27 protein-coding genes are annotated in these 25,096 nt (G+C 32.1%); 16 read left to right on the forward strand and 11 right to left on the reverse strand.

What is annotated here, in order from left to right:
• Positions 1–12: 12 nt before the first annotated feature.
• Positions 13–1,680: a formate--tetrahydrofolate ligase gene (locus Q0857_RS07470; RefSeq protein ID WP_298533465.1), complete on the reverse strand. Its 1,668-nt coding sequence runs from the start codon at positions 1,678–1,680 to the stop codon at positions 13–15.
• Between the two features lie 154 nt (positions 1,681–1,834).
• Here Q0857_RS07470 and Q0857_RS07475 point away from each other — a divergent pair, with 154 nt between their 5' ends.
• On the forward strand, positions 1,835–2,722 hold the full coding sequence (locus Q0857_RS07475) for a hypothetical protein (RefSeq protein ID WP_298533466.1): 888 nt from the start codon (positions 1,835–1,837) through the stop codon (positions 2,720–2,722).
• A gap of 100 nt (positions 2,723–2,822) precedes the next feature.
• Here Q0857_RS07475 and Q0857_RS07480 read toward each other — a convergent pair whose 3' ends face one another.
• The 3 genes from Q0857_RS07480 to Q0857_RS07490 form a co-directional block, all read right to left on the reverse strand.
• Positions 2,823–3,431 carry a tRNA (guanine-N1)-methyltransferase gene (locus tag Q0857_RS07480; protein WP_298533467.1) on the reverse strand — a complete coding sequence of 203 codons (609 nt, stop codon included), beginning with the start codon at positions 3,429–3,431 and terminating at the stop codon, positions 2,823–2,825.
• 139 nt (positions 3,432–3,570) lie between these two features.
• Positions 3,571–5,019, reverse strand: a complete 1,449-nt coding sequence (locus Q0857_RS07485) for a glyceraldehyde-3-phosphate dehydrogenase (RefSeq protein ID WP_298533468.1) — start codon at positions 5,017–5,019, stop codon at positions 3,571–3,573.
• Positions 5,020–5,160: 141 nt separating this feature from the next.
• Positions 5,161–6,564 carry a trypsin-like peptidase domain-containing protein gene (locus Q0857_RS07490; RefSeq protein ID WP_298533469.1) on the reverse strand — a complete coding sequence of 468 codons (1,404 nt, stop codon included), beginning with the start codon at positions 6,562–6,564 and terminating at the stop codon, positions 5,161–5,163.
• A gap of 123 nt (positions 6,565–6,687) precedes the next feature.
• Here Q0857_RS07490 and dapF point away from each other — a divergent pair, with 123 nt between their 5' ends.
• From dapF to Q0857_RS07510, 4 genes are all read left to right on the forward strand, one after another.
• Positions 6,688–7,461 (forward strand): diaminopimelate epimerase, encoded by a 774-nt coding sequence (dapF, locus tag Q0857_RS07495; protein ID WP_298533470.1) that lies wholly within the window; start codon positions 6,688–6,690, stop codon positions 7,459–7,461.
• Positions 7,458–7,982, forward strand: a complete 525-nt coding sequence (locus Q0857_RS07500; protein ID WP_298533471.1) for a GNAT family protein — start codon at positions 7,458–7,460, stop codon at positions 7,980–7,982. The genes dapF and Q0857_RS07500 overlap by 4 nt, the downstream gene beginning before the upstream one ends.
• The gene (gene mltG, locus Q0857_RS07505) at positions 7,983–9,026 is read left to right on the forward strand and encodes an endolytic transglycosylase MltG (protein ID WP_298533472.1); all 1,044 of its coding nucleotides are present in this window, start codon (positions 7,983–7,985) and stop codon (positions 9,024–9,026) included.
• A 516-nt stretch (positions 9,027–9,542) separates the two neighbouring features.
• Complete coding sequence (locus Q0857_RS07510; RefSeq protein WP_298533473.1) at positions 9,543–10,205, forward strand: peptidoglycan-binding protein LysM; 663 nt, start codon at positions 9,543–9,545, stop codon at positions 10,203–10,205.
• A gap of 6 nt (positions 10,206–10,211) precedes the next feature.
• On the opposite strand, the gene Q0857_RS07515 is transcribed toward Q0857_RS07510, so the two are convergent.
• From Q0857_RS07515 to dnaA, 3 genes are read right to left on the reverse strand one after another with little or no spacing between them, the layout of a single operon-like run.
• Positions 10,212–10,925 (reverse strand): SAM-dependent methyltransferase, encoded by a 714-nt coding sequence (locus Q0857_RS07515; protein WP_298533474.1) that lies wholly within the window; start codon positions 10,923–10,925, stop codon positions 10,212–10,214.
• 7 nt (positions 10,926–10,932) lie between these two features.
• Complete coding sequence (locus Q0857_RS07520) at positions 10,933–11,385, reverse strand: low molecular weight protein-tyrosine-phosphatase (protein ID WP_298533476.1); 453 nt, start codon at positions 11,383–11,385, stop codon at positions 10,933–10,935.
• Positions 11,386–11,396: 11 nt separating this feature from the next.
• Complete coding sequence (gene dnaA / locus Q0857_RS07525) at positions 11,397–12,824, reverse strand: chromosomal replication initiator protein DnaA (protein ID WP_298533477.1); 1,428 nt, start codon at positions 12,822–12,824, stop codon at positions 11,397–11,399.
• 194 nt (positions 12,825–13,018) lie between these two features.
• On the opposite strand from dnaA, the gene Q0857_RS07530 reads away from it, so the two are divergent.
• Positions 13,019–13,420 carry a thioesterase family protein gene (locus tag Q0857_RS07530; RefSeq protein WP_298533478.1) on the forward strand — a complete coding sequence of 134 codons (402 nt, stop codon included), beginning with the start codon at positions 13,019–13,021 and terminating at the stop codon, positions 13,418–13,420.
• Here the strand turns inward: Q0857_RS07530 and Q0857_RS07535 are convergent.
• The 3 genes from Q0857_RS07535 to ribD are packed head-to-tail and all read right to left on the reverse strand — an operon-like array spanning position 13,417 to position 15,645.
• Entirely contained in the window at positions 13,417–14,031 is a 615-nt protein-coding gene (locus Q0857_RS07535; protein ID WP_298533479.1) for a YigZ family protein, read from the reverse strand. The genes Q0857_RS07530 and Q0857_RS07535 overlap by 4 nt on opposite strands.
• Before the next feature lie 5 nt (positions 14,032–14,036).
• Positions 14,037–14,648, reverse strand: coding sequence for an HAD family phosphatase (locus tag Q0857_RS07540; RefSeq protein WP_298533480.1), 612 nt, complete (start codon positions 14,646–14,648; stop codon positions 14,037–14,039).
• Entirely contained in the window at positions 14,641–15,645 is a 1,005-nt protein-coding gene (gene ribD, locus Q0857_RS07545; protein WP_298533482.1) for a bifunctional diaminohydroxyphosphoribosylaminopyrimidine deaminase/5-amino-6-(5-phosphoribosylamino)uracil reductase RibD, read from the reverse strand. Before ribD ends, Q0857_RS07540 begins: the two co-directional genes overlap by 8 nt.
• 157 nt (positions 15,646–15,802) lie before the next feature.
• On the opposite strand from ribD, the gene Q0857_RS07550 reads away from it, so the two are divergent.
• From Q0857_RS07550 to Q0857_RS07565, 4 genes are all read left to right on the forward strand, one after another.
• A complete protein-coding gene (locus Q0857_RS07550) occupies positions 15,803–16,294 on the forward strand; it encodes a GNAT family N-acetyltransferase (RefSeq protein ID WP_298533483.1) in 492 nt (163 codons plus the stop codon).
• Positions 16,291–17,136, forward strand: coding sequence for a peptide chain release factor N(5)-glutamine methyltransferase (gene prmC, locus Q0857_RS07555; protein WP_298533485.1), 846 nt, complete (start codon positions 16,291–16,293; stop codon positions 17,134–17,136). Before Q0857_RS07550 ends, prmC begins: the two co-directional genes overlap by 4 nt.
• Positions 17,136–19,133, forward strand: coding sequence for an NAD-dependent DNA ligase LigA (gene ligA, locus Q0857_RS07560; protein WP_298533486.1), 1,998 nt, complete (start codon positions 17,136–17,138; stop codon positions 19,131–19,133). The genes prmC and ligA overlap by 1 nt, the downstream gene beginning before the upstream one ends.
• A gap of 291 nt (positions 19,134–19,424) precedes the next feature.
• Entirely contained in the window at positions 19,425–19,991 is a 567-nt protein-coding gene (locus Q0857_RS07565) for a hypothetical protein (protein WP_298533487.1), read from the forward strand.
• Here the strand turns inward: Q0857_RS07565 and Q0857_RS07570 are convergent.
• Entirely contained in the window at positions 19,978–20,358 is a 381-nt protein-coding gene (locus tag Q0857_RS07570) for a DoxX family membrane protein (protein WP_298533489.1), read from the reverse strand. The two genes, Q0857_RS07565 and Q0857_RS07570, sit on opposite strands and share 14 nt — an antisense overlap.
• Positions 20,359–20,531: 173 nt before the next feature.
• On the opposite strand from Q0857_RS07570, the gene Q0857_RS07575 reads away from it, so the two are divergent.
• From Q0857_RS07575 to Q0857_RS07600, 6 genes are all read left to right on the forward strand, one after another.
• Complete coding sequence (locus tag Q0857_RS07575) at positions 20,532–21,287, forward strand: hypothetical protein (RefSeq protein ID WP_298533491.1); 756 nt, start codon at positions 20,532–20,534, stop codon at positions 21,285–21,287.
• Between the two features lie 228 nt (positions 21,288–21,515).
• Entirely contained in the window at positions 21,516–22,037 is a 522-nt protein-coding gene (locus tag Q0857_RS07580) for a hypothetical protein (protein ID WP_298533492.1), read from the forward strand.
• A gap of 2 nt (positions 22,038–22,039) precedes the next feature.
• Positions 22,040–22,915, forward strand: coding sequence for a 4-hydroxy-tetrahydrodipicolinate synthase (gene dapA, locus Q0857_RS07585; protein ID WP_298533494.1), 876 nt, complete (start codon positions 22,040–22,042; stop codon positions 22,913–22,915).
• Between the two features lie 2 nt (positions 22,916–22,917).
• Entirely contained in the window at positions 22,918–23,841 is a 924-nt protein-coding gene (locus Q0857_RS07590; protein ID WP_298533496.1) for an ion channel, read from the forward strand.
• 108 nt (positions 23,842–23,949) lie between these two features.
• A complete protein-coding gene (locus tag Q0857_RS07595; RefSeq protein ID WP_298533498.1) occupies positions 23,950–24,759 on the forward strand; it encodes an outer membrane protein assembly factor BamD in 810 nt (269 codons plus the stop codon).
• 2 nt (positions 24,760–24,761) lie between these two features.
• Positions 24,762–25,091 carry a DNA-directed RNA polymerase subunit omega gene (locus Q0857_RS07600; protein WP_298533500.1) on the forward strand — a complete coding sequence of 110 codons (330 nt, stop codon included), beginning with the start codon at positions 24,762–24,764 and terminating at the stop codon, positions 25,089–25,091.
• Positions 25,092–25,096 lie beyond the last annotated feature (5 nt).

The raw sequence follows: 25,096 nt of genomic DNA on the forward strand, positions 1-25,096 counted from the left end.
AATATAATCGATTTAAAATAACCCCTTAATTTCCCCATCATCATCAATATCGATGTTTTCTGATGAAGGGTGTGCAGGTAACCCTGGCATTCTCATAATATTTCCTGTAATAGGAATTAAAAAACCGGCTCCTGCAGCAATTTCAAATTCTCTAACCGTAATGATGAAATCTTTAGGGCGTCCTAAGAGTTTTGGATTATCTGATAATGATTTTTGGGTTTTCGCAATACAAACCGGCAGATGGTCTAGCCCTAGCTTTGAAATATTATTGAGTTGTGCCTTAGCTTTTGATGAATAATCAACATGTTCAGCGCCATAAATTTCGGTAGCTATAGTTTCAATTTTATCTTTAACCGTAGATTCCCATTTATATAAAGGCTGAAAATCTGAGATGTTAGAGTCAACAATATTAATAACTTCTTTTGCTAACTCTAATGCGCCGCCTCCACCTTTGGTCCAAACATCTGTTAATGCTACTTTAACCTGTTTTGATTTTGCAAAAGATCTGATAGCCTCAATTTCTTCATCGGTATCTGATATGAATCTATTAATCGCAATCACAGGGGTAACATGAAATTTAGCGATGTTTTCTAAATGTTTTTCTAAGTTAGGAAACCCTTTTTTTAAAGCTTCAATATTAGGTTCTGTAAGTGATTTTAAATCTGCCCCACCGTGATATTTTAAGGCTCTAATGGTTGTTGTTAAAACAACTGCTTTTGGTTTTAACCCAGCACTTTGGCATTTGATATCAAAGAATTTTTCTGCTCCTAAATCGAAACCAAAACCTGCTTCAGTAACAGTGTAGTCGGAATGAGACATACCCATTAAAGTCGCAATAACAGAGTTGGTGCCTTGTGCAATATTTGCAAATGGTCCTCCATGAATAATGGCAGGGTTGCCTTCAATGGTTTGCACTAAATTAGGTTTAATAGCATCTTTAAGAAGCACGGTCATAGCACCTTCAGCTTTTAAATCTTTAGCATAAATAGGTTCTTTATCATAAGTGTAGCCAATAAAAATATTTCCTAAACGTTTTTTCAGATCACTTAAATTTTCTGCTAAACAGAGGATTGCCATAATTTCTGAAGCCGCTGTTATATCAAACCCTGTTTCTCTAGGAACGCCAGAGTTCGTTCCCCCAAGACCGACTATAACCCGTCTTAAAGCTCTATCATTTAAATCTACAACGCGTTTCCAACCAATAGTTCTGGGGTCAATACGTAAAGATGTGGTTTTACTTTGAATATTATTATCAATAAGTGCAGCTAATAAATTATGCGACTTTTCTATGGCTGCAAAATCACCTGTAAAATGAAGATTAATATCCTCCATGGGTAATACTTGTGAATATCCACCTCCCGTAGCACCTCCTTTTATACCAAATACTGGACCCAAAGATGGTTCCCTCAAAACTACAGTGGTCTTTTTGTTTAGCCGATTTAAGGCTTCAGATAAACCTATCGACATCGTTGTTTTTCCTTCACCCGAAGGAGTAGGTGATATAGCCGAAACCAAAATTAAGTTGTTTTTATTTACAGATACTTTGTCTATAAATTTTAATGGCAACTTAGCTTTGTACTTTCCATACATTTCAATATCCTCAGGTGGAATACCAAATTTTTTTGCTATGGAAGAAATATGTTTTAAAGAAATGGTTTTAGCTACTTGTAAATCAGTCATATTACATTTTTTAACGTCATTTTAAAATTATGAAATTTTGTACAGTATTTATAATAAATATGGTTTTAGTGATATAGATCTTAGTTCATAAAAACATGAATTAGCTATTTACATTGGGATTCTGTATTTTTAATTAATCTTTAATATTTATTTTATGAATTATAAGTATGTGACTGTTTTTTGCTTAGGTATTTTCATTCTTGTGTCTTGCGGAAAAAAGAAAACTTTAGCAGACGTAAAACCTGAAGAGAAGACAGTTTTTAGACCTAGTTTGGAATTATTATGGAAAACAGATACGCTATTGACTACCTGCGAGTCTGTATTATATAACCCAGATGAAGATATTATTTATGTATCAAATGTAAACAATTCTCCATGGGAAAAGGATGGGAATGGTTTTATTTCTACGATTAATACTAAGGGAGAAATAACAAATTTGAAGTGGATGGAAGATTTAAGTGGGCCTAAAGGTATGGGGATCCTTAGTGGAAAATTATATGTAAATGATATTGATAGAGTTGTAGAAATAGATATTGAAAAACAAAAAGTAACTCAAGAGTTTTTAGTTGAGGGTAAGCCCCAATTAAACGATATTACAGTTGGTAACGGAGTTGTTTATACTTCTGGTTCTGGTTCTAATACAATTTATAAAATTGTTGGTAATGAAATTAATGAAGTTGCCAAAGATACTTTAGGGCGTTTGAATGGTTTATTGCATCAAAAAGAAGGTATTTATTATGCTACGTCTGCATCTCATAATTTTGGACTTTATAATGAAGATAATAAAGTGTTTAAAACTTTAGTAACAGGAATTGGTCATGGAGATGGTATTGTAAGATTAGATAATGGCGATTTTATTGTTTCTAGTTGGCAGGGTCATATATTTTATATTAACAGTGAAAATTGGACTAAGACACTTCTTTTAGATACAAGCAGCGACTCAATAAATGCTGCTGATATTGATTATATACCTGTTATAAAAACCTTACTTGTGCCTACATTTTTTGATAACAGGGTGGTAGCTTATAAAGTGAATTATTAAAACTAAATGATGTTATTTAGTTTTTCGTGGTATTAATTGAAATAAAAAAGGTTGAGTTCTAATGAAAGAATTCAACCTTAAAAATTATTATGTTTTTTAATTAAGCTTTTTTCTGCTTATTAATTTCATCTTGTAATTGACGTCTCACTTTCTGCTCGCGTTCTAAAGCTGTTCTTCTGTGCTCATCAAATTCCTCCTCGATTTCAGCCAAATTGTTTTTAGCTTCTCGAGTTACATCGTTACTATTTTTAAATTTATAAATGAAGAAAAGAAGTAATGCCAATAATGCTGCTATAATAACCCACATCAAAACTTTGTAATTGGTTTTGCTCATCTGCATACCAAATAATGAAATACTATCTTTTTCGGTGTTCGTTTGTTCTAAATCTGTTTGTGTATTTGAAAGATTATCTTTTAAAGCTGAAATTTCCTTATCCTGTTTTGATACAACAGATTGGGTTTCTTTTAAGTCTTTATGAACAGCTTTTAATGAATCTAATACATGGGCTTTTAAAATATATAACCACGTTTGTTTTACGACCTTATATTCTTGGTATTTACCAGATTTTCTTATTAAATAATCAAATTGACTATCAATAGTACCACTGTTTAGTGATGGTTTGACTTCCTCTGTACTGTCTTGAGAAAATGAATTGAGAGAAATTAAACAGGTGAGTATTAAGATGAAAAGTGTTTTGATTGGGTTCATTTTGAACAAAAATTTAAGAGTTGTTTAGGTTTGCGAATTTATAAAATATTGTTAACTATTTGGTTATAAATAATTAAAAAGCCTCATTTGAATAGTCTTGATTATATACGGTTCTAATAAGGCTTTAGATTATAGAATTCTAATAATATGTATAGCGTCTTACTTTAGCAATATATTTGGCTAATCTAATTACTTGATGACTATAACCATATTCGTTATCATACCATATGTAGAGAATAATATTTTTACCATCTTTACGAACAATTGTAGCTTTACTGTCATAAATAGAAGGTGCAGAAGAACCTACTATATCGCTTGAAACTAATTCATCACTAATTTCATATTTTATCTGTTCAACAAGATCTCCTTCTAATGCATATTTCTTTAAAATGGTATTCACACCATTTAAAGATGTTTTGTTTTTCAATTCTAAATTTAAAATGGCTAAAGATCCGTTTGGAACAGGAACTCTAATGGCATTTGATGTGAGTTTACCCTCCAAACTTGGTAATGCTTTAGACACGGCACTTCCAGCACCAGTTTCTGTAATAACCATATTTAACCCTGCTGCACGACCACGTCGGTATTTAGAGTGTAAATTATCAACAAGGTTCTGATCGTTAGTGTATGCATGGATAGTTTCTAAATGTCCACTTTTTACACCAAACGAGTCTTCTATGACTTTTAGAATTGGTGTAATAGCATTTGTGGTGCATGAAGCCGCTGAAAAAACGTCTAGTTTGTCAGGACTATATTCTTTTTGGTTAACACCATAAACAATATTAGGAACTTCTTTTCCCGGTGCCGTTAACAATACTTTATCAACTCCCTGTGATTTTAAATGTTTTCCAAGTCCAGTTTTATCTCTAAAAGCTCCTGTATTATCAATAACTAAAGCATTTGAAATACCGTATTTTGAATAGTCTATATCTTCTGGTGTATTTGCTGAAATAATTTTAACTGTAGTGCCGTTAACTATTAAGGCTTTATTAGTTGCATCAACAGATACAGTTCCAGGAAAATCGCCATGTACAGAATCATTTCTTAAAAGCGCAGCTCTTTTTTCAAGTATTTTTTCATCAATAATACCTCTGGTTACTATGGCTCTTAAGCGCAGTTGGCTGCCTTTTCCAGTACGTACCATAAGTTCGCGTGCTACAAGACGCCCAATTCTACCAAAGCCGTATAAAACCACATCTTTTGGTTTAATTTCACCGTTTTTCCCTGCATCTTTTAACTTACGAGCTATAAAAGCTGTAGCATTATCGTGTTTATTGTCTTCCCAATGCATTTCGTAGGTAAGCTTTCCAATATCTAATTTGGCAGGAGGGATATCAAGCGCTTTAATGGCCTGAGCAATTTCTACTGTGTCAAAAATAGACATAGGTTTCTGAACAAATTTCCCAGCGTAGTCGTGCAAGCTGAGTATTTGACTCACATTTCTGTCTATTAATTGATTCCGAAAAAGGACCAATTCAATAGACTTGTCGTACCATAAATCACTGATAATTTTAATAAACTCTACAGTGGCCTTTCGCCGATCTGCTTGAAAGGCTAATTCGTTTTCATAAGTCTTGTTAAAACTCATAATTTTATAGTTTAGTTTGCGTTGTTGATTTTGCCAAAAATACTATATTTCAAACGTTTTCGTAAGGTGTTTTAATAAAAAAATAACCCTTTAAAATTTTATAAATTTCAAAGGGTTATTTGAGTAGAAAAAAGACTTTATTTATCTGAAGTTATAGCGTTCTTTTTCACCTTCAGAATTTATAAGTTCAATTCTTAAAGATTCATAAGAAGATCTGTTTCTAAATATTCTTTGAACATCTTCAACACTATGTACATCTTCATTATTAATTGTAGTAATAATACAGCCTTTAGTCACGCCATTCTTTTCCCAATATTCGGCATATTCATCATTTAATTGTGTGATTTTAACACCATGCTTAGCTTTATATTTCTTTAAATCGGCTTGATTGGTGTTTTTGACTCTTCCTACCAGTGGCATTGCGTATGTTTCATTTCTCGCAAGGGTAACGGCTACCGTTCTTATTTCACCATCTCTAGATAATTTAAGGTTTACAACGTCATTGGGTCTTTTAGCACTTAAATGTCCCGTTAAGTCAGAAAATTTGGAAACTTTTTTGTTATCAATTTCTTTGATAATATCTCCCTTTTGAAGACCGGCTTTATCGGCACCGGAATCTTCAACCACACTGTCAATATAAACACCTTCAGTATCGTTAATCTCTAATTGTTCTGCAGCAGCACTATTTAAAGAACCTCCTTGAATTCCAAGAATACCGTTTTGAACATTCCCGTACTCCATAATATCTTCAATTACTTTTCTTGCGATATTACTAGGTACTGCAAAAGAATATCCTATATATGAACCCGTTTGCGAAGTAATAGCCGTATTAATACCAACTAATTCTCCGTTTGTGTTCACTAAGGCTCCACCTGAGTTCCCTGGATTAACAGCCGCGTCTGTTTGAATAAATGATTGTGTACTCGCACCCGATAAATCTCTTGATTTTGCACTAATAATTCCAGCGGTTACAGTAGACGTAAGATTGAATGGGTTGCCAACTGCAAGGACCCATTCTCCAATTTTAGCCGTATCAGAATCTGCAAATGTTACAAAAGGTAAATCTTCATCAGCATCAATTTTTAGTAATGCAATATCTGTTTTGGCATCAGTACCTATCAATTCTGCTTTATAGGTTTTGTTATTATTTAAAGTAACAGAGAGTTCTTGAGCGTTTTTGATAACATGATTATTTGTTATTATATAACCATCAGAATTAATAATAACTCCAGATCCTGTGCCAACTTGTGGTTGCTGAGAACGTCTTCCGTAGAAAAAATCTTGAAAAGTCATTTGACCAGAACTTAAGGTTACATTTTTAACATGTACCACAGCATTAACTGTATTTTCTGCTGCCCCAGTAAAGTCTGGTGCTTCAGCCGAATACAGCAAGTTTCTGGAACTACTCGTAGGTAAAAATGTAGGTTGAGCTTCTGTTGTGCTAACAACGAGGGTTTTGTTTTTTTCGATGAACAATTTGTAGGCTCCTAAAGTGAAAATACCACCTAATGCCGAAACCAATACTAATGTTATAATCTTCTTCATAATTTTCGTTTAAGTTTTATTTACTAACATTAAAATTAAATATTTATTGAATTTGAAATTCAACTTTAACGACGATTTAACAATCAAGAAAACGGTTTTATATTTATATATTTGTGGCTTATTATGCGAACAACTTTTTATAAATACCAAGGAACCGGAAATGATTTCGTGATGATTGATAATCGTCAACAAATTTTCGACAAAAACAATACCAAACACGTAGCTTTTTTATGTGACAGACGTTTTGGCATAGGTGCCGACGGATTAATCTTATTAGAAAATCACCGAGATTATGATTTTAAAATGGTTTACTATAATGCAGATGGTAATGAAAGCTCTATGTGTGGAAATGGAGGGCGTTGTTTAGTGGCATTTGCGAAGCAACTAGGAGTAATTAAAGACAAAGCTGTTTTTGAGGCTATTGATGGTTTACACCATGCATCTATTGAAGGAGATATTGTTAAACTGCAAATGGTAGATGTTGATAAGGTTGAAATGTATGATAATCATGTGTTTTTAGATACTGGATCGCCGCATCATATTCAGTTTGAGGAAGATATCCAAGGTTTTAATATAAAAGTTAAAGGTGCAGAAATACGTTATGGCTCTCCCTATAATGAAGCTGGCAGTAATGTTAATTTTGTAAAAAAAATAAATGAAACGGCTTTTAGAGTAAGAACTTACGAGCGAGGTGTAGAGGACGAAACATTGTCCTGCGGTACAGGAGTTACAGCTGTAGCTATCGCTATGCATGTATTAGGCGAAACAGATCGTAATCAGGTGAAACTAAATGTTGAAGGTGGTGAGTTAGAAGTCTGTTTTGAGGAGCAAAATGGGACTTATAATAATGTATGGCTAATTGGACCTGCAAAAATGGTGTTTGAAGGAACGATATGATAACTTTAAAGGGTAAACATATTTATTTACGTGCTTTAGAGCCAGAGGATTTAGATTTTATACACGCTGTTGAAAACGATGAGTCTATCTGGGAAATAAGTTTTACCCAGACGCCATATTCCAAGTTTTTAATAAAGCAATATCTAGAAAATGCCCACAAAGATATTTATGAAGTAAAACAATTGCGCCTTGTTATTTCAGGTACTGATCATACTACTTTAGGCTTGATTGATTTATTTGATTTTGATTTTAAAAATAGAAGAGCAGGGGTAGGTATTTTGGTAAAAGAACCTAATAATAGATTAAAAGGGTTTGGGAATGAAGCTTTGGAGTTACTTATTGACTATAGTTTCACGCATTTAGACTTACATCAACTATATTGTAACATTTCTGAAAATAATGAGGCAAGTATCAAATTATTTTCAAATCAAGGATTTAAAAAAATTGGATTAAAGAAGGACTGGGTTTATGTAAACGGTGCTTTTAAAAACGAATATTTATTTCAGCTTATTAATAACTAAATGTATATAAAAAAGATACTTCTCGCTATTGTGGTCATAGGACTAGTTGTTGCGGCATTTTTTGCGAACTTTGTTTATAAAGCTATGTTAAAGCCTAATACAGCGTTTAATAATGAGTCTGCTTTTGTGTTTATTCCTTCAAATTCTAATTATGAAACTGTTAGAAGTCAATTAGAACCTTTGTTGTTAGATATAGCCTCGTTTGATGATTTAGCTGAACAGAAAAAATATGTTAGCAATATTAAGGCTGGTAGGTATGAGATAAAAAAAGGAATGACGAATAATGATATTATAAATTCCATTCGCAGTAAAAACCGACCCATAAAACTCTCCTTTAATAATCAAGAAACTTTAGAAAAATTGGCAGGACGAGTTGCTTTACAAATTGAAGCTGATAGCTTAAGTTTATTAAATGCAATGCAGGATAAATCATTTTGGTCTGAAAGTAATTTTAACGAAGCTACAGCATTAGGCATGTATTTGCCTAACAGTTATGAATTTTTCTGGAATACTTCAGCAGAACAGTTTAGAGGCAGAATGTTAAAGGAGTATAAACGCTTTTGGAATAATTCCAGATTAGATAAAGCCAAGTCCATAGGGTTGACTCCAAATGAAGTCATTGCTTTAGCATCTATCGTTTACGAAGAGTCTAAGCAAGCTGCAGAGCAACCAAGAATTGCTGGAGTATATATGAATAGAATTAGAATAGGGATGCCACTTCAGGCAGATCCTACACTTAAATTTGCTGCTTATAAATTACCTAAATATCAAAATACGGTAATTAAACGTGTACTTAATGAGCATAAAGATATTGACTCACCTTATAATACATATAAGAATGCGGGCTTACCGCCAGGACTTATTGCAATGCCTGATATTTCTGCAATTAATGCTGTATTGAGTTATGAAAAACATAAATACCTGTATTTTGCTGCAGATCCAAAACGGTTAGGTTTTCATAAATTCGCAAAAACGCTTAGTCAGCATAATGCAAATGCTAGAGCCTATCATCGTTATTTATCTTCACAAGGGATTAACAAATAGTAGGTTTTTTAATGATTGGTTTATTTGGTTTTTTGAAATAATTTTAAAAAAAGAGATCATAGCAGCTTTAAATTTACCTTTTTACTAAGCATAACACCCTAAAACGACGCCAGAAAGACTGTGTTAAGAGGTGTAATATTTAGAGCTATGATTGATCCCTTTTGACTCCATTAATAAGCTGTAAATCTTAGCCTAGGTTAAATATTTATAAGACAAAACACAACTATGTTTGGGTTTTTTACATATGTTTTTTAAGTTAATTATTTGATTTAAAGTGCTTTATGTGTTTGTTTTTAATGTGTTTTATAAGGTTTAATAGTTGTTTTAAGTCAATGAAAAGACCAGTATGAAGTATGAAAATTTGATGGAAATAAAGATGTATTTCATCTATTCTACAATAAAAAAAGGCACATAATCGAGTAATTTTGAACTTATGGCAAAAAATCATAATTTTGCACGCTGAAATTTGAAGGTGTATTAAAAAATTAAAAATGCACTGAAGAAGTTAAAAATTTTATGGTTAAAAATATTGTAAGTATCGTAGCCCTCACGCTGACAATATCAACACTATTGTATTTTTCGTTTCAGTCAAATGAAACCATTGATTTAAGTAAATATTCAACAAGTGGATTAAACTTAAATTACAACGTGAGTATTGAAACTGATAAAAACGAGTTTTTGTCGGATTCAAACAATTCAACAGATTATGAGTTTTCACCATTTTTAGGGAAATCTTTCGTCGGTTTTAAAGAAGCGTTAGCTTTTAGAGAATCAGGAGGAAATTATTTCTCAGTGAATACTTATGGTTATTTGGGAAAGTATCAGTTTGGTGCTGGTACGTTGAGATTAATTGGAATATATAATCCTCAAAAATTTCTCCATAATCCAGGGTTGCAAGAAAAGGCCTTTGTTGCCAATGCAGCACGTAACAAATGGATTTTACGGCGAGATATTAAGAACTTCGTTGGAAAGCGAATTAATGGGATTATTGTTACAGAATCTGGAATTCTTGCAGCTGCGCATTTAGCGGGCCCAGGAAGTGTGAAGAAGTACTTAAGAAGTTATGGTCTTGATAATTTCGCTGATGGTTATGGCACAACTATTTGTCATTACATGAAGCGATTTTCAGGATACGACACGTCATTTGTGAAGCCAAATAAGAAAGCTAGAGCAATATAAAAAGTGTCAATCTTTATGAATAATGAATATGGTAGGTCTTTTATGAAGGTCTACCATATTTTTTTTCCATTGGTTTGCTGTTTGTGTTTTTATGAATTCGGTTGGTAGTGTAATATCGCAAGCCACACAAACATGAGTATTTCTATCTAAAACGCTCGATAAATCCTCTAACATTTTGTTATTTCTATATGGGGTCTCAATAAAAATTTGAGATTGATTATACTCAACAGAAATACGTTCTAGTCGTTTTATTTCGTTTTTACGTTCCGTTTTATCAATAGGTAGGTAGCCATTAAAAGTAAAACTTTGCCCATTCATGCCCGAACTCATAATGGCCATTAAAATGGATGAAGGTCCAACAAGCGGTACCACTTTTATGTTTTCGTTATGCGCAATCTTGACAATATCTGCTCCAGGGTCAGCAACACCTGGGCAGCCAGCCTCAGAAAGCAAGCCAATGTTTATTCCTGCTTTACAAGGTTCGAGAAAGCTCGGTAAATCGACTTCTTCTGTATGCTTATTTAGAAGAAATAATTTTAATGAGGGTTGGGGTTTTTGAGGACAAATCTTTTTAATAAAACGTCGTGCTGTTTTCTCATTTTCAACAATAAAAACATCCGTGTCTTCGATGGTTTTCTTGACAGTAATAGGAAGTACTTCTGCAGGATTGTTGTCGCCTAAAGTTGTTGGTATCAAGTAAAGTTTACCTTTAGAGGTCATAACTATTCTAATTTAAATCATTCGCAATTAGCGTGCAGGCTTCATCAAGCATTTTGTAAACATTTTCAAAACCATCATGTCCTCCATAGTAGGGATCAGGAACGTTATAATTCTGATTAGGGTAAACTTCATTTAAAATCAATTTCACTTTCGAAATGTCAACTTTATTCCTGGCTAAGCTTATAATGTTATCAAAATTAGAATTGTCCATGGCGTAAATCAGGTCGAACCTGTCAAAATCAGATACTTCAAATTGTCGTCCGCTAAGGTTAGAAATATTTAGCCCGTGTTTATTAGCTACAGCAATTGAACGTTTATCTGGAGAGCTTCCAATATGGTAACTTGCCGTACCAGCGGAATCAACTATAAATGAGTCACTAGGTAGTTTAGATTTAAGAATACCTTCAGCTAGGGGAGAACGGCAAATGTTTCCCAAGCACACCATCAAAATTTTAGTCATGATGAATTGTTTTAAACAGAAAGCTTTTTAGTGATGTCTTCAACATATTTTCTGAATTGTTTATCAGTTGAAGATAAATTATCTACTGTTTTACAAGCGTGAAGAACTGTAGCGTGGTCTCGTTTTCCAATTTGGGATCCAATACTTGCCAAGGAGGCTTTTGTGAACTTTTTAGCAAAAAACATAGCTAATTGTCTAGCTTGTACTATATGACGCTTTCTAGTTTTTGACTGTAACGTATCAACATCCATTTGGAAATAGTCTGATACAATTTTTTGTATATAGTCAATAGAAACCTCACGTTTTGTGTTCTTTACAAATTTTTCAACAATTATACGGGCTAAATCAATAGTGATCTCTTTTTTATTAAAAGAAGACTGTGCAATTAAAGATATAATGGCACCTTCAAGCTCTCTCACATTCGATTTTATATTTTTAGCAACATATTCAATGATATCTTCTGGCATATCAACACCATCACGATACAGTTTGTTTTTAAGAATAGAAACACGAGTTTCGAAATCAGGATTTTGTAATTCAGCCGATAGCCCCCATTTAAAACGAGAAAGTAAGCGTTGTTCAATATCTTGCATATCAACAGGAGCTTTGTCACTAGTTAGTATAACCTGCTTTCCGTTTTGGTGTAAATGGTTAAAAATATGAAAGAAAACATCCTGAGTTCCTGTTTTTCCTGAAAGAAATTGTACATCATCAATGATTAAGACATCAATAATTTGATAGAAATGTATAAAATCATTTCGATTATTCTTTTTGACTGCATCTATGTATTGTTGTGTGAATTTTTCCGCAGAAATATATAAAACTGTTTTTTCAGGATATTTATCTTTAATGTCAACACCTATAGCATGAGCCAAATGGGTTTTTCCTAAACCAACACCTCCAAAAACTAATAAAGGATTAAATGATGTACCTCCTGGTTTTGCAGCAACTGCTAATCCAGCACTACGAGCCAATCGGTTAGAATCGCCTTCTAAAAAGTTTTCGAAACTATAATTAGGATTTAATTGAGATTCAATTTTAACGTTTCTTATTCCAGGGATGACAAAAGGATTTCTTAATTCAGGACTTTTATTATTTAATGGAATATCAACGTCTTGTGATTTAACAGATGATCTGTTTGAACTAGGAATTTTTTCTGTAAAAGGTTGTTTGTTGCCATAAGTGTTTTCCATTTTAATAATGTAAACAAGTTTGGCTGTTTCTCCCAGTTCCTTAGTAAGTGAAACCTTTAGAATTTTCACATAATGTTCTTCAAGCCATTCATAAAAGAACTTACTAGGTACTTGAATACTTAATGAATTGTCGGTAAGTTTAACTGCTATTATTGGTTCAAACCAAGTTTTGTATGCCTGCGGTTGGATGTTATCCTTTATAAATTCAAGACAATTGTTCCATACCGATTGCGCAGTTACACTCATTTGTTAATTCTATTGGTTTTATTTGGTTAGTTTAGAATTCTTGCAAAAATAGCTTTTTGCGTTCCCCCTTTCTTTGTGAGGCAAATATGTGAACAAAAATCTTAAAAAAAAAATCAAATACTATTGAATTTTTAGAAATTTTTCCCCATGTTTAACCTCTAGCCGAAACTACAAAAAATTATTCAATAAAACTTATGAAATTCGATGAAATACAAATAAGAGTGAGATATGGTGAAACCGATCAAATGGGAGTTGTATATCATGGCAATTATGCATTATACTTAGAAATGGGGCGTATAGAATGGCTAAGAAAAATGGGAGTGTCTTATAAGAAAATGGAAGAAAATGGTGTCATGCTTCCGGTAGTTTCTATGAGTTTAAACTATAAAAAATCAGCAGGTTATGATGATGTAATTAATGTAAAAACTCAACTAAAAAAAACACCTGCCGTTAGGATTGAATTTGAATATGAAATAACGAACGATAAGGGTGAAATTTTAACCACTGCCGAAACTACTTTGGTATTTATAGATATGAAAACGAATAAACCAACTAGACCGCCTAAGTACATCTTAGATGCTCTTAATGCTAACTAGTTTATTTGTTGTTTTATGTGAATTTCATACAGGCGATCGAAAATATCAAATATTGATTGAGCATCCTTTTTTCTTACCGATAGTGTAATTTGACAATTCATTTCTAATTTTTGATTTATAATGGCAAGTTGCTTTTCTTTAATTATTCGCATGACTGTATTCATGTTTTTGTAATCAAAAGAAATTAAAAATTCAACATTTATAGTTTTTTCAATGATTTGGGAATTTTCTAAAATCATTTGTGCTGTAGTTTTGTAAGCATTAATTAAGCCTCCAACCCCAAGTTTTACACCTCCAAAATACCTAACCACAACTATTAAAATATTAGTGACTTCAAAAGATTGGATTTGACCATAAATGGGCATACCTGCAGAATTACTGGGTTCACCATCGTCATTAGCACGGTAACTTATGGTTTCAGTTCCTAGTTGGTACGCATAACACCAGTGCCTTGCAGAATGATGTTCCTTTTTTAGTTTTTCTAAATGAAATTTTATGTTGTCTTCTGTTTTAACGGGAAATATGTAGCCATAAAATTTACTATTCTTATCCTTGAAAAGTACATGTTCGGGAGATTTGTTAATAGTCTTATATGTGTCTTTGTGAATCAAAAGCGTTAAAACAGATTGTTTTTAGTTTTAAATAAATTCACGACATCTTCAGTGTATGGTATTATATGCCATGTATGAATATTTAAGGCGTTTGCACTAGAAATATTGGCGGCATTGTCATCAATAAAAAGACATTCTTCAGCTTTAAGCTCATTTTCATTTAAAACAAACTTAAAAATATTATGATTAGGTTTTACTAAATTAATTTCGTGTGATAGGTAAAAGGCGTCAAAGCAGTTTTTGAAATCTTCGTAAAAAGAAATATTTTTTTTAATACAATTTATATGTAAATCATTTGTATTACTTAAAAGAATAAGTTTGTAATCTGAGGTTGATTTTATTTTTTTTAAAAAATCAAGGCGATATTCGGGGAAATCCTTTAGCATAAAATTCCAAACATCAATTAATTGTTTTTGGGATAATTTGGGATAATTTTCTGCGTAGAACTCAAGAAATTCTTTTGTAGAAATAAGACCTTGTTCGTAAAAACTATTAAAACCAATCATTTCTTCTGAAAGTTCATCAATTTGAAAAGTGTTAAAGGCATGCTGCTGTGCGCCCTCAATATCTAGATTGATAAATACATTACCGAAATCAAAAATTAAGGTTTTAATCATTTATGTATATTTTAAGGTTGTCTTCCAAAATAAACTCTTCTGAAATTAAGTATCCAGAAAACTTTGGTGCCTTTGTCCCTGATTTAAACAAGGGTTTTCCAGTAAAAATGCGCGCTTCATCCCATAAGTTTTTATTAATAAAAGACTGAAGCGTTTGAGTACCACCTTCAACAATCAATGAGTTTATATTTTCGGTATATAACAGGTTGCAGGTTTGTTCTAAAATATCTTCTGAAAAATTAACTTGGTCTTTGGTAATCGAAATTGTTTTAGATTCTTTATTAAATACGTTGTAATGCTTTTGCAATCTGTTTTCTTTATCAATAACAATGCGCATAGGTTGGTTGCCTTCCCAATCTCTTGCTGTTAAACTTGGGTTGTCTTCTATAACCGTATTTGTTCCAATTAAAATAGCTTGTTCTTCTGTACGCCATTTATGAACCCATTGTCTTGAATATTTATTAGTGATCCAGACAGGTTTTTGTTCATCTTTTGAAAATGGAGCTATGTAGCCATCAGCTGTTTCTGCCCATTTTAAAATAATGTATGGACGTTTTTTATTATGAAATGTAAAAAACCGTTTATGATGACTTTTACAGGCTTCTTCTAAAACACCAACAATGACCTCGCAACCTGCATCTTTAAGCTTTTTTATGCCTTTACCAGCAACTTTTTCATTATCATCTATGCATCCAATAACTACTCTTGGTATATTATGTTTAATAATTAAATCACTGCAAGGTGGTGTTTTGCCAAAGTGAGAACATGGCTCTAGAGTAACATAAATAGTGGCTTCTTTAAGGATTTGTTTATTAGTAACTGAGTTAATCGCATTTACTTCGGCATGATTTCCTCCATATTTGCCAGTAAAACCCTCGCCTATAATTTGGTTTTTATATACAATAACGCATCCAACAGCTGGGTTAGGTCTGGTAGTTCCTAAACCATTTTTTGCTATATCAAGACAGCGTTTTATGTAAATTTGGTGTGTAGACAATAATTAAGTGTTTTGAATATTTAAGACTTAAAATGATTAGGTTGTGGCGCTTCAAAATTAAATCTTTCAAAAGGTTTTGTTAATAATATTATGATTTTTTTAATTACGTTTTTTTTCTAATTAATGTATCTTCACTTATTAAAAAGTACCATTTTAAATGAGTAAAGATACTATAGTTATACGAGAAATTGAACCTCAAGATAACGCGGAATTAGAACAAGTTATCAGAGCTTGTTTTCATGAGTTTAAAATTCCTTTAGAGGGTACAGCTTACGCTGATGAAGAAACTCCTAAAATGTATGAGTCTTATAAAAAAGATAACGAAACATATTTTGTGCTCGATTGTAACGGAGAGATTTTAGGAGGTGGAGGTGTTAAACCGCTTAAAGGTTTTGAGGATGATATATGTGAAATTCAGAAAATGTACTTTTCTCCAGCCGTAAGAGGTAAGGGCTATGGAAGAGCATTATTTGAAAAATGTTTACAGGTCTCCAAAGAATTTGGGTATAAGAAGTGTTATTTAGAGTCTGCGTCGCAACTAAAAGCGGCTATTCATATTTATGACAGTTACGGGTTTACTCATTTAAAAGAAGCTCTTGGAAATACTGGACATTACTCTTGTGGGGTATGGATGATTAAAACGTTATGAAGTTAAAAAGTATTCAAAACAAATTTCAAACGGAGTTAAAATCAATTTTTTCTATTGAAGAGATTGATAGTATATTTTATTTACTTATTGATAGCTTTTATAAGGTGTCTAGAATACAATTAGCTTTAGAACCGGAGATGTTTCTTGGTAATAACGAACCCATTTTAAATGCTCTTAATCTATTAAAAGAGCAAAAACCCGTGCAATATATAATAGGCGAGACAGAGTTTTACGGGTTGAACTTTAAAGTTAATAAGCATGTGTTAATACCAAGACCAGAAACGGAAGAATTGGTTACCTGGGTTTTAAAACACGCAAATTCTAAAAAAGAAATTAGAATTTTGGATATAGGTACTGGAAGTGGAAGTATTGCTGTTTCTTTGTCAAAACATTTACCCCGAGCCCATGTTTATGCTTTGGATGTTAGTGTTGAAGCTCTAAATATGGCTAAACAAAATGCAGCGTTGAATATTGTTGATGTTGAATTTATTGAAGTTGATATTTTGAAAACAAAAAGTATTGAGAACTTGAAATTTGATATTATTGTATCTAACCCACCCTATGTAAGAGAGCAAGAAAAAGAGCTTATGAAGCCGAATGTTTTAGAAAACGAACCACATTTAGCATTGTTTGTTAAAGATAATAATGCGTTACAGTTTTATAAAGCCATTATAGATTTTTCTAAGGAGAGCTTAAGTAAAGATGGTATTCTCTTTTTTGAAATCAATGAATATTTGGGAAAAGAAATGATAGGCTTGCTAAAAGAAAATAATTTTTCAAAGTTAGAACTTAAGCAAGATATCTTTAGAAAAGATAGAATGATAAAAGGTGTAAAAAACTAATGAATAGTATAGAGCAACAAATAAAAAACCTTCGGGATGAACTAAGGAATCATAATCACAATTACTATGTATTGGATGTGCCTTCCATTACAGACTACGATTTTGATACCAAACTAAAACAACTCCAAGAGTTAGAAATTAAGCATCCGGAGTTTTATGATGCTAATTCGCCAACACAACGTGTAGGCGGGGCGGTTACCAAAAATTTTGAAACCACGGTGCACGAGCATCGTATGTACTCTTTAGATAATTCATATTCTAGAGAAGATTTGCAAGACTGGGAAACTCGTATTAAAAAGTTGGTTGATGGAGACGTTCAGTATGCTTGCGAACTAAAATATGACGGTGCTTCAATTAGTTTAACCTATGAAAAAGGATTACTCGTTAAAGCGGTCACTAGAGGAGATGGTTTTCAAGGAGACAATGTTACTGCGAATATAAAGACTATAAAATCTGTGCCTCTTCAGTTAAAAGGTGATTATCCTGATAAATTTGATATTAGAGGAGAAATTGTACTACCTTTCGATGGATTCAATAAAATGAATGAGGAACGTATTGAATTAGGAGAGGAGCCCTATAGAAATCCTAGAAATACAGCTTCTGGAAGTTTGAAATTACAAGATAGTGCTGAGGTAGCAAAACGTCCATTGGAGTGTTTACTTTATAACTTAACTGGAGCCAATCTAGGAGTTAATACGCAATATGAAAGTCTAGACAAGGCTAGGCAATGGGGTTTTAAGGTTCCAGATGCCGCTAAATTGGCATTATCAATTGATGAAGTCTTAGAATTTGTGGATTATTGGGATATTCATAGGCATAATTTACCATATGAGACAGATGGCGTTGTTATAAAGGTAAATAATTTACAACAGCAAGAGGAATTAGGGTATACAGCTAAAGCACCACGTTGGGCCATGGCTTATAAGTTTAAAGCTGAGCGGGTTTCTACAAAACTAAAAAGTATAACCTATCAGGTAGGTAGAACTGGAGCTATAACCCCAGTGGCGAATCTTGAACCGGTTGAATTAGCGGGAACGACTGTAAAACGAGCTTCACTTCATAATGCAGATCAAATTGAGAAACTAGACGTTAGGGTTGATGATATTGTTTATGTTGAAAAGGGAGGAGAGATTATTCCAAAGATTTTGGGAGTTGATTTGAATTTGAGACCAGCAAGTTCTGAAATCACTAATTATATTACAGAGTGCCCAGAATGTCATACGAAGTTAGTAAGAAAAGAAGGTGAGGCGCAGCATTATTGTCCTAACTATATGGGGTGTAATCCTCAGGTAATAGGTAGGATTCAACATTTTATATCTAGAAAAGCTATGGATATTGATGGCCTTGGAGGTGAAACTGTAGCTCTTTTGGTAAATGAGGGGTTGATTTCAAATTATTCAGACTTGTATGAGTTGTCCAAAGAACAAGTTATGCCATTGGACCGTATGGCTGAGAAAAGTGCCGAAAACCTAATTAATGGTATTGAGCATTCTAAGAATATACTTTTTCAACGTGTTTTATTTGCCTTAGGTATTCGATATGTTGGAGAAACGGTTGCGAAAAAATTAGCTAAACATTACAAAAATATTGATGCCATAGCACAGGCAACGTTGGAAGATTTGGTAAATGTTGATGAAATAGGCGTTAAGATAGCAGAAAGTGTGGTTGATTTTTTTGATTCGGAAGAAAACGGTTTAATAATTAATAGGTTGAAAGGGTTTGGCGTACAATTGGAGTTATCTGCCGATGTGCTTTTAGTTCAAACCGAGTTATTAAAAGGGGATATAGTTGTTGTGACTGGGGTGTTTGAGTCGGTTTCTAGAAGTGAGCTTAAAAAACTTATTGAGGATAATGGGGGTAAAGTGGGGAGTTCAATCTCCTCAAAGACAAGTTATATTGTAGCGGGTTCTAATATGGGGCCAAGTAAAAAAGCTAAAGCAGAAAAGCTTGACATTTCAATAATTAGCGAGGATGAATTCTTACGAAAATTAAAATAATTAACGCATTTTATCGATTAAATGTTATTTTTTTCGATTAATAACGTTTTTATGATTATGTTTGCTTATTAACCAGAATGAGCAATTATGTCCAAATCGAAGATCTTGGTTGGTTTAGTTTTAGCGTTATATTTATTCTTCATAATTTTTGAAATTAGTGAAGAATTTAATATTGCTTTTCTTTTGGATTCAGTTTTAATACCTGTTATAACAGCGTTTTATATTATACTTTGTAAAAGAAAGAATATATACTTTTTGTTGTTTTTAATTTGTTATTCAGTGTCCGAAATAATGGGGGTCGTAACACATTATATTCTTTATTATAATGTACCCATAGCGAATAGATCTATTTATTATGAATATGATTACTATATAGGTAGTGCTCTGTATATAATAGGATATGCGCTTTTGTTTTTTAAAGTTATTAAAGAAATAAGTCTTAAGTATGTTTTAAGGAATTTTAAAATTCATCTCATCGTATTATCAGCATTAAACATTTATTTAATTTATGTGCTTCAGTTTATTGTGAAATCTGAATTGGAATACAAATTTCAGTATCACACAGAGTTAATCTATAATATAGTTACACTTATGTTGTTGTCTGGCGCATTGTTAACATATTTTTACAGAGATAACAAAAAGTCATTGTATCAATTTATTGGGGCCTTATTTATAGTTTTTTCAGAAGTGTTAGATATAGCCTATAATTATATAGATCAAAGAGCGTTGTTAAATATTATTGGCACGACGTTAGCATTGTGTGCTTTTTACTTCTTTTATCAACAAGCTTTGTTAAAACACTCAGCAAAGGTGGATAATGAACAATTTGCTTTAATGAATGATTCTAGTTTTTCTTAAAAAACGGAATCTGAGCTCTATTAAAGTATAAAATGATGCCAGCAAATATGAAGGTTATTATAGCCGTATAAAATAGAGTGCCATTATCATTATTTACTTCAATACCAATTTTAGTTAAATGCATTATTATTGCTCCGCCTATTATACCTATAGTCAAAGTTGCTCCTATCCATACCGTTTTAGGTATTAATAGAAGTATTCCAGCTATGAGTTCTATGATGCCAATCCCGATTCTTCCTAAAGGTTCTAAGCCAACTTTTTCAAAAATATAAATACTATCAGGGTGGGCAGTAAATTTGAAACGCAATGTTTGTATTAAGATGACGGAAACAATGATTCTAAGTACTAACGGAATATATTTTTTCATTTTAGTATGTTTTTATTTTGATTTAGACGGTTTTAAGGAGTTTACTTATCACATAAAAATTAAATCTTAGACGAAACGCACTTTTTTTATACGTTTCGTCGATAAAGCGTATGTTTTTTGTGATGAAATAACAATAATAGCTATGTTTGGTTTGACCTGTTTATGTTGATATTATGAAAAATTGGAATTTATTTAGCTTTAACAAAGTGTTTTTTGTTGCCTTTTTTACTTTGGTAGTACTTAACAGTTTTGCCGTTATTGTTAGAGACGATTTGGGTATGCAATTCATAAAGGTTTTAAGTATTCCTGTTTTCTTCATTTTCTTTTATGCTAGAAATAATAAGATAAACATTTCATTAATTGTCTTCTTGGTGTTGGCCTTTTTGAGCGATGGTGTTCGTCTTCTATTTCATGATTTTAATATATTTTGTTTGGAAAGCGTATTTTATAGTTTTGCCTTTATGCAATTAATTGTTTTTATGCTGCCTAAATTTAAATTTATTCAATTTGACGGCTTGATAAAGGCTTATTTGTTAATGATGTTTGGGGTTGTCGTTTTTTTTGCAAATGTTTTATATGATTTTGTCGGAATTGAATTTTTAAATAGTATGGAAACCATGTTGTTTTCTACAAAATGTACAGTGATAACGGCTTTGGTATTTGTTACTTATGGGGTGTATTTGCACGTTCAAAGTAAACAATCGATATTGTTTTTAATTGCCACGGTGTGTTTTGGGTTTTCTTGTATCTTAGATTATTTAAACTTTTCTTTTGTTAATGTTTGGAGTTTTATGATTTTAAATAGAATTACATATTTACTTGGAATATATTTTATATTCAGATTTATCATAGAAGAAAATAAACTTAAAACCAGGCAAATAGAAGTTGATGTTCAGGAAAACTTCTCAAGTGATAATATCTTTGTTTAGACTTAAGAATATGTTTTTAACTTAATGTGCTTGATATTATTAAAACTAAAACCAATTCTCTCCTAAGTTAATAGCAACGCAATTACATTTTTTATTAAGATACTTTTTATTAACCTCCTTCTGCCTTAGGGATAAAATATTTAACAAAAAGAATAAATGTGTAAAGCTGATGTATAAATCAAAAATTTTGGATGTACTTTTGCTACCTTTGTGCAAAGTATAAGGTAAATGATTTTAAAGGGTTTTAAGGATAAATCAAATCAAAAATACTTAAACAAGTTGGTGTCAGAAAGACATGTAAATGTTAGTGAAGATGCAGTTGTTAGTATGGGAGTTATCTTTAATATCGATGAGGTTGAAAATTTTGAACTGTTTGCAATATTGGCTGAATATATTCGAGTAAGGCCTAATAGATTAAAAGTGATAGCGTTTTCTGAAAGTAAAAGAGAGGTTCTTAATACTTGGGATGAATGTTATACTCCAAAAGATTTTGGTTGGAATGGAGCCGTGAAAAATGGCGGATTAGAATCTTTTTTGAATACAGAATTTGATCTTTTAATTAGTTATTACAGAGAAGAATTTTTAGAACTTAAAATGATAACTGCATTGTCAAAATCAAAATTTAAAATTGGGATATTACAATCAGACAAACGCATAAATGATTTGATTATTAAAACGAGCCTAAATGAGTTTCATTTATTTAAAGAAGAAGTCTTCAAATATTTAAAAATATTAAATAAAATAAAGTAGTAATGAGTAAATTTTTAGGTACCGGTGTAGCGCTGGTAACACCCTTTCATTCAGATTTAAGTATAGATCATAAAGCACTTAGTAATATTGTGAATTTTAACATTGATAATGGGACCGATTATCTTGTTATTTGTGGCACAACGGCAGAGAGTGTTACGCTTTCTAAGCAAGAAAAGAAAGATGTTATAGCTACAATATCGAATGCAAATAATGCACGAGTGCCTATGGTTTTAGGTATTGGTGGAAATAATACGGCTACTATTATTGAAGAAATAGAATCAACTGACCTGACTGATATTGATGCCATCTTATCGGTGTCACCATATTATAGTAAGCCAACTCAAGAAGGTATTTATCAACATTTCAAGGTTATTGCGGAAGCTTCACCAGTTGATGTTATTTTATATAATGTTCCTGGCAGAACGTCTAAAAATGTAGATGTTCAAACTACTTTGAGGTTAGCTCAGGATTTTAACAATATTATAGGAGTTAAAGAAGCTGGAAATAATATGTCTCAATATTATGAGTTATTAAAAAACAAGCCTGAAGATTTTTTAGTTATTTCTGGTGATGATGATTTGGCATTAGGAGTTACTTTAGCAGGAGGATCTGGTGTTATTTCGGTAATTGGTCAAGCTTTTCCTAAAGAATTTTCAAATATGATTCGTTTGGGGTTAAAAGGAGATGCAAAAGATGCTTTTGAGTTGCATTATAAATTAATGGATGTTATAGGTTATATTTTCGAGGAAAATAACCCAGCAGGTATTAAGGCTGTCTTTGAAGCTTTAAATTTATGTAGTGATCAGGTAAAACTACCTCTTGTTCCTGCTTCACCAGAATTAAAAGAGAAAATACATAGCTTCGTTCGAAATTTTTAGTTTTGGGAAAAAAGATTAAAGACCCTGGGATTGGTAATTCGTCGACGCAGTTTGCAAAACGAATGATAAATGAAGATGGATCTTTTAATGTTGTTCATTTAAATAGAAATAGAAGGTTTTCTGAGGCATATAATTACCTTATAGGTATTTCTTGGTGGGAGTTTTTTAGTTTGTCATTTCTATCATATGTATTAGCAAATTTTTGTTTTGCATTGATATACATGTTAATAGGGGTAGATCAAATTGCCATACCTACAAGTGATTTTTTTCAGGATTTTCTCCATGCTTTTTTCTTCTCATCACAAACGTTTACTACTCTTGGTTACGGAACAATGTCTCCCAATGGACTTTCAAGTGGAATTGTTTCGTCTATTGAAGCCTTTTTAGGTTTAATGTTTTTTGCTTTTACCACAGGATTATTATACGGCCGTTTTTCTAAGCCAAAAGCAGCAATTCGTTTTAGTAAGCATTTGGTGTTAAGGAAATTTGGAAAGCATAAGGCTTTAATGTTTAGAATTGAAAACGACAGAAAAAGTACAATGATTGATCCTACGGTATCGGTAACCCTAATGTTATCAAAAGAAAGAAAAGAGGGTGAATATCATAATGAGTTTTATACTTTAGGTTTAGAGCGTCAAACCATTCGGTTTTTACCAACTACCTGGACCATTGTACATGAAATAAACAAAGAGAGTCCATTACATGAGTTTTCAGAAAACGATCTAGCAAAGCAACATGGTGAATTGGTTGTTATGGTTAGTTATTATGACGAATCTTTTAATCAAGTCGTTCATCAAATGTATTCTTATATGATAAGTGATGTTAAGTTTAATTACAAGTTTGTTAAAGCTTACTACTACAACGAAAATGGTAAAATGGTACTTGATCACAAACTTTTTGATTGCATAGAATCAGTAAAAAGTTAAATATTACTTAAACCTTGCTATTACTGTATTTCAAGAATTATTTTCGTTATAAATAATATTTTTATAATCCATTTTATTAACTTAATTTTGCATTCTGTTTAAAAATCTATGAACAAGTTTTTTTATATATTATTTGTAGCCATCGTTTTAACAAGTTGCAGTGAATATCATAAGGTGTTAAAAGCACCAGATGTTGGTGCAAAGTTTAAGCTGGGAGAGCAACTTTATAACGAAGGTAAATATGAAAAAGCAAATAAGCTTTTTGCTCAAATTGTGCCAAACTATAGAGGGAAGCCGCAGGCAGAAAAATTAATGTATTTATACTCTTATTCTTTTTACAAAACAGAAGATTATTATGTAGCTGGTTATCAGTTTGAGCGTTTTGTATCTAGTTATCCGCGAAGTGAAAAACTAGAAGAAGCAGCTTTTTTAAGCGTGAAAAGTTACTATATGTTGTCTCCAGTATATAGTAAATCGCAAAAAGAAACTAAAGAGGCCATTGAGAAACTCCAAGAATTTATCAATTTATTTCCGGAGTCAAAATATTTGGATGAGGCTAATGAGTTGATGAAGGAATTGGTTTTTAAATTAGAGAAGAAAGCATTTGAAATAGCGAGACAATATAACACGATATCAGACTACCAAGCATCCATTAAATCATTTGAAAATTTTATTTTTGAATATCCGGGATCAACATTTCGTGAAGAAGCTTTGTATTACAGATTAGATTCTGCTTATAAATTAGCTGTAAATAGTGTAGAGAGAAAGCGTCAAGAACGTTTGGAAATAGCAAAAGACTACTATAATACCTTTAAAGGTTCATATGCCGAATCAAAACATGTTGAAGAGGCTGATGAAATGGCGGTTGTTATAGATGAAGAATTAAAAGAATATAGCCCAAAAGTTAAACAATTATAATAATGGATTTAAAGAAGACCAATGCTCCAGTTAATACGGTAACGTATGACAGAAATCAAGTAGATGAGCCAACAGAGAACATTTATGAGTCAATTTCTATCATTTCTAGACGTGCTGAACAAATTAACACAGAGATTAAAAAAGAACTAATTGATAAGTTAGAAGAGTTTGCTACTTACAATGATAGTCTTGAAGAAATCTTTGAAAATAAAGAGCAAATTGAGGTTTCAAAATTTTACGAAAAATTACCTAAACCTCATGCGTTAGCGGTTCAAGAATGGTTAACCGATAAAATTTATTTTAGAAATACTGAGGAAGACTCTCAGGAATAATTTCT

Origin of the sequence: uncultured Algibacter sp., from assembly GCF_947495925.1 — a bacterium.
Classification (GTDB): Bacteria; Bacteroidota; Bacteroidia; order Flavobacteriales; family Flavobacteriaceae; genus Algibacter_E.

Coding starts and splice junctions, on each gene's coding strand:
- Q0857_RS07470 (WP_298533465.1), bottom strand. CDS start 1,680: ATGACTGATTTACAAGTAGCTAAAACCATTTCTTTAAAACATATTTCT.
- Q0857_RS07475 (WP_298533466.1), top strand. CDS start 1,835: ATGAATTATAAGTATGTGACTGTTTTTTGCTTAGGTATTTTCATTCTT.
- Q0857_RS07480 (WP_298533467.1), bottom strand. CDS start 3,431: ATGAACCCAATCAAAACACTTTTCATCTTAATACTCACCTGTTTAATT.
- Q0857_RS07485 (WP_298533468.1), bottom strand. CDS start 5,019: ATGAGTTTTAACAAGACTTATGAAAACGAATTAGCCTTTCAAGCAGAT.
- Q0857_RS07490 (WP_298533469.1), bottom strand. CDS start 6,564: ATGAAGAAGATTATAACATTAGTATTGGTTTCGGCATTAGGTGGTATT.
- dapF (WP_298533470.1), top strand. CDS start 6,688: ATGCGAACAACTTTTTATAAATACCAAGGAACCGGAAATGATTTCGTG.
- Q0857_RS07500 (WP_298533471.1), top strand. CDS start 7,458: ATGATAACTTTAAAGGGTAAACATATTTATTTACGTGCTTTAGAGCCA.
- mltG (WP_298533472.1), top strand. CDS start 7,983: ATGTATATAAAAAAGATACTTCTCGCTATTGTGGTCATAGGACTAGTT.
- Q0857_RS07510 (WP_298533473.1), top strand. CDS start 9,543: ATGGTTAAAAATATTGTAAGTATCGTAGCCCTCACGCTGACAATATCA.
- Q0857_RS07515 (WP_298533474.1), bottom strand. CDS start 10,925: ATGACCTCTAAAGGTAAACTTTACTTGATACCAACAACTTTAGGCGAC.
- Q0857_RS07520 (WP_298533476.1), bottom strand. CDS start 11,385: ATGACTAAAATTTTGATGGTGTGCTTGGGAAACATTTGCCGTTCTCCC.
- dnaA (WP_298533477.1), bottom strand. CDS start 12,824: ATGAGTGTAACTGCGCAATCGGTATGGAACAATTGTCTTGAATTTATA.
- Q0857_RS07530 (WP_298533478.1), top strand. CDS start 13,019: ATGAAATTCGATGAAATACAAATAAGAGTGAGATATGGTGAAACCGAT.
- Q0857_RS07540 (WP_298533480.1), bottom strand. CDS start 14,648: ATGATTAAAACCTTAATTTTTGATTTCGGTAATGTATTTATCAATCTA.
- Q0857_RS07550 (WP_298533483.1), top strand. CDS start 15,803: ATGAGTAAAGATACTATAGTTATACGAGAAATTGAACCTCAAGATAAC.
- prmC (WP_298533485.1), top strand. CDS start 16,291: ATGAAGTTAAAAAGTATTCAAAACAAATTTCAAACGGAGTTAAAATCA.
- ligA (WP_298533486.1), top strand. CDS start 17,136: ATGAATAGTATAGAGCAACAAATAAAAAACCTTCGGGATGAACTAAGG.
- Q0857_RS07565 (WP_298533487.1), top strand. CDS start 19,425: ATGGGGGTCGTAACACATTATATTCTTTATTATAATGTACCCATAGCG.
- Q0857_RS07570 (WP_298533489.1), bottom strand. CDS start 20,358: ATGAAAAAATATATTCCGTTAGTACTTAGAATCATTGTTTCCGTCATC.
- Q0857_RS07575 (WP_298533491.1), top strand. CDS start 20,532: ATGAAAAATTGGAATTTATTTAGCTTTAACAAAGTGTTTTTTGTTGCC.
- Q0857_RS07580 (WP_298533492.1), top strand. CDS start 21,516: ATGATTTTAAAGGGTTTTAAGGATAAATCAAATCAAAAATACTTAAAC.
- dapA (WP_298533494.1), top strand. CDS start 22,040: ATGAGTAAATTTTTAGGTACCGGTGTAGCGCTGGTAACACCCTTTCAT.
- Q0857_RS07595 (WP_298533498.1), top strand. CDS start 23,950: ATGAACAAGTTTTTTTATATATTATTTGTAGCCATCGTTTTAACAAGT.
- Q0857_RS07600 (WP_298533500.1), top strand. CDS start 24,762: ATGGATTTAAAGAAGACCAATGCTCCAGTTAATACGGTAACGTATGAC.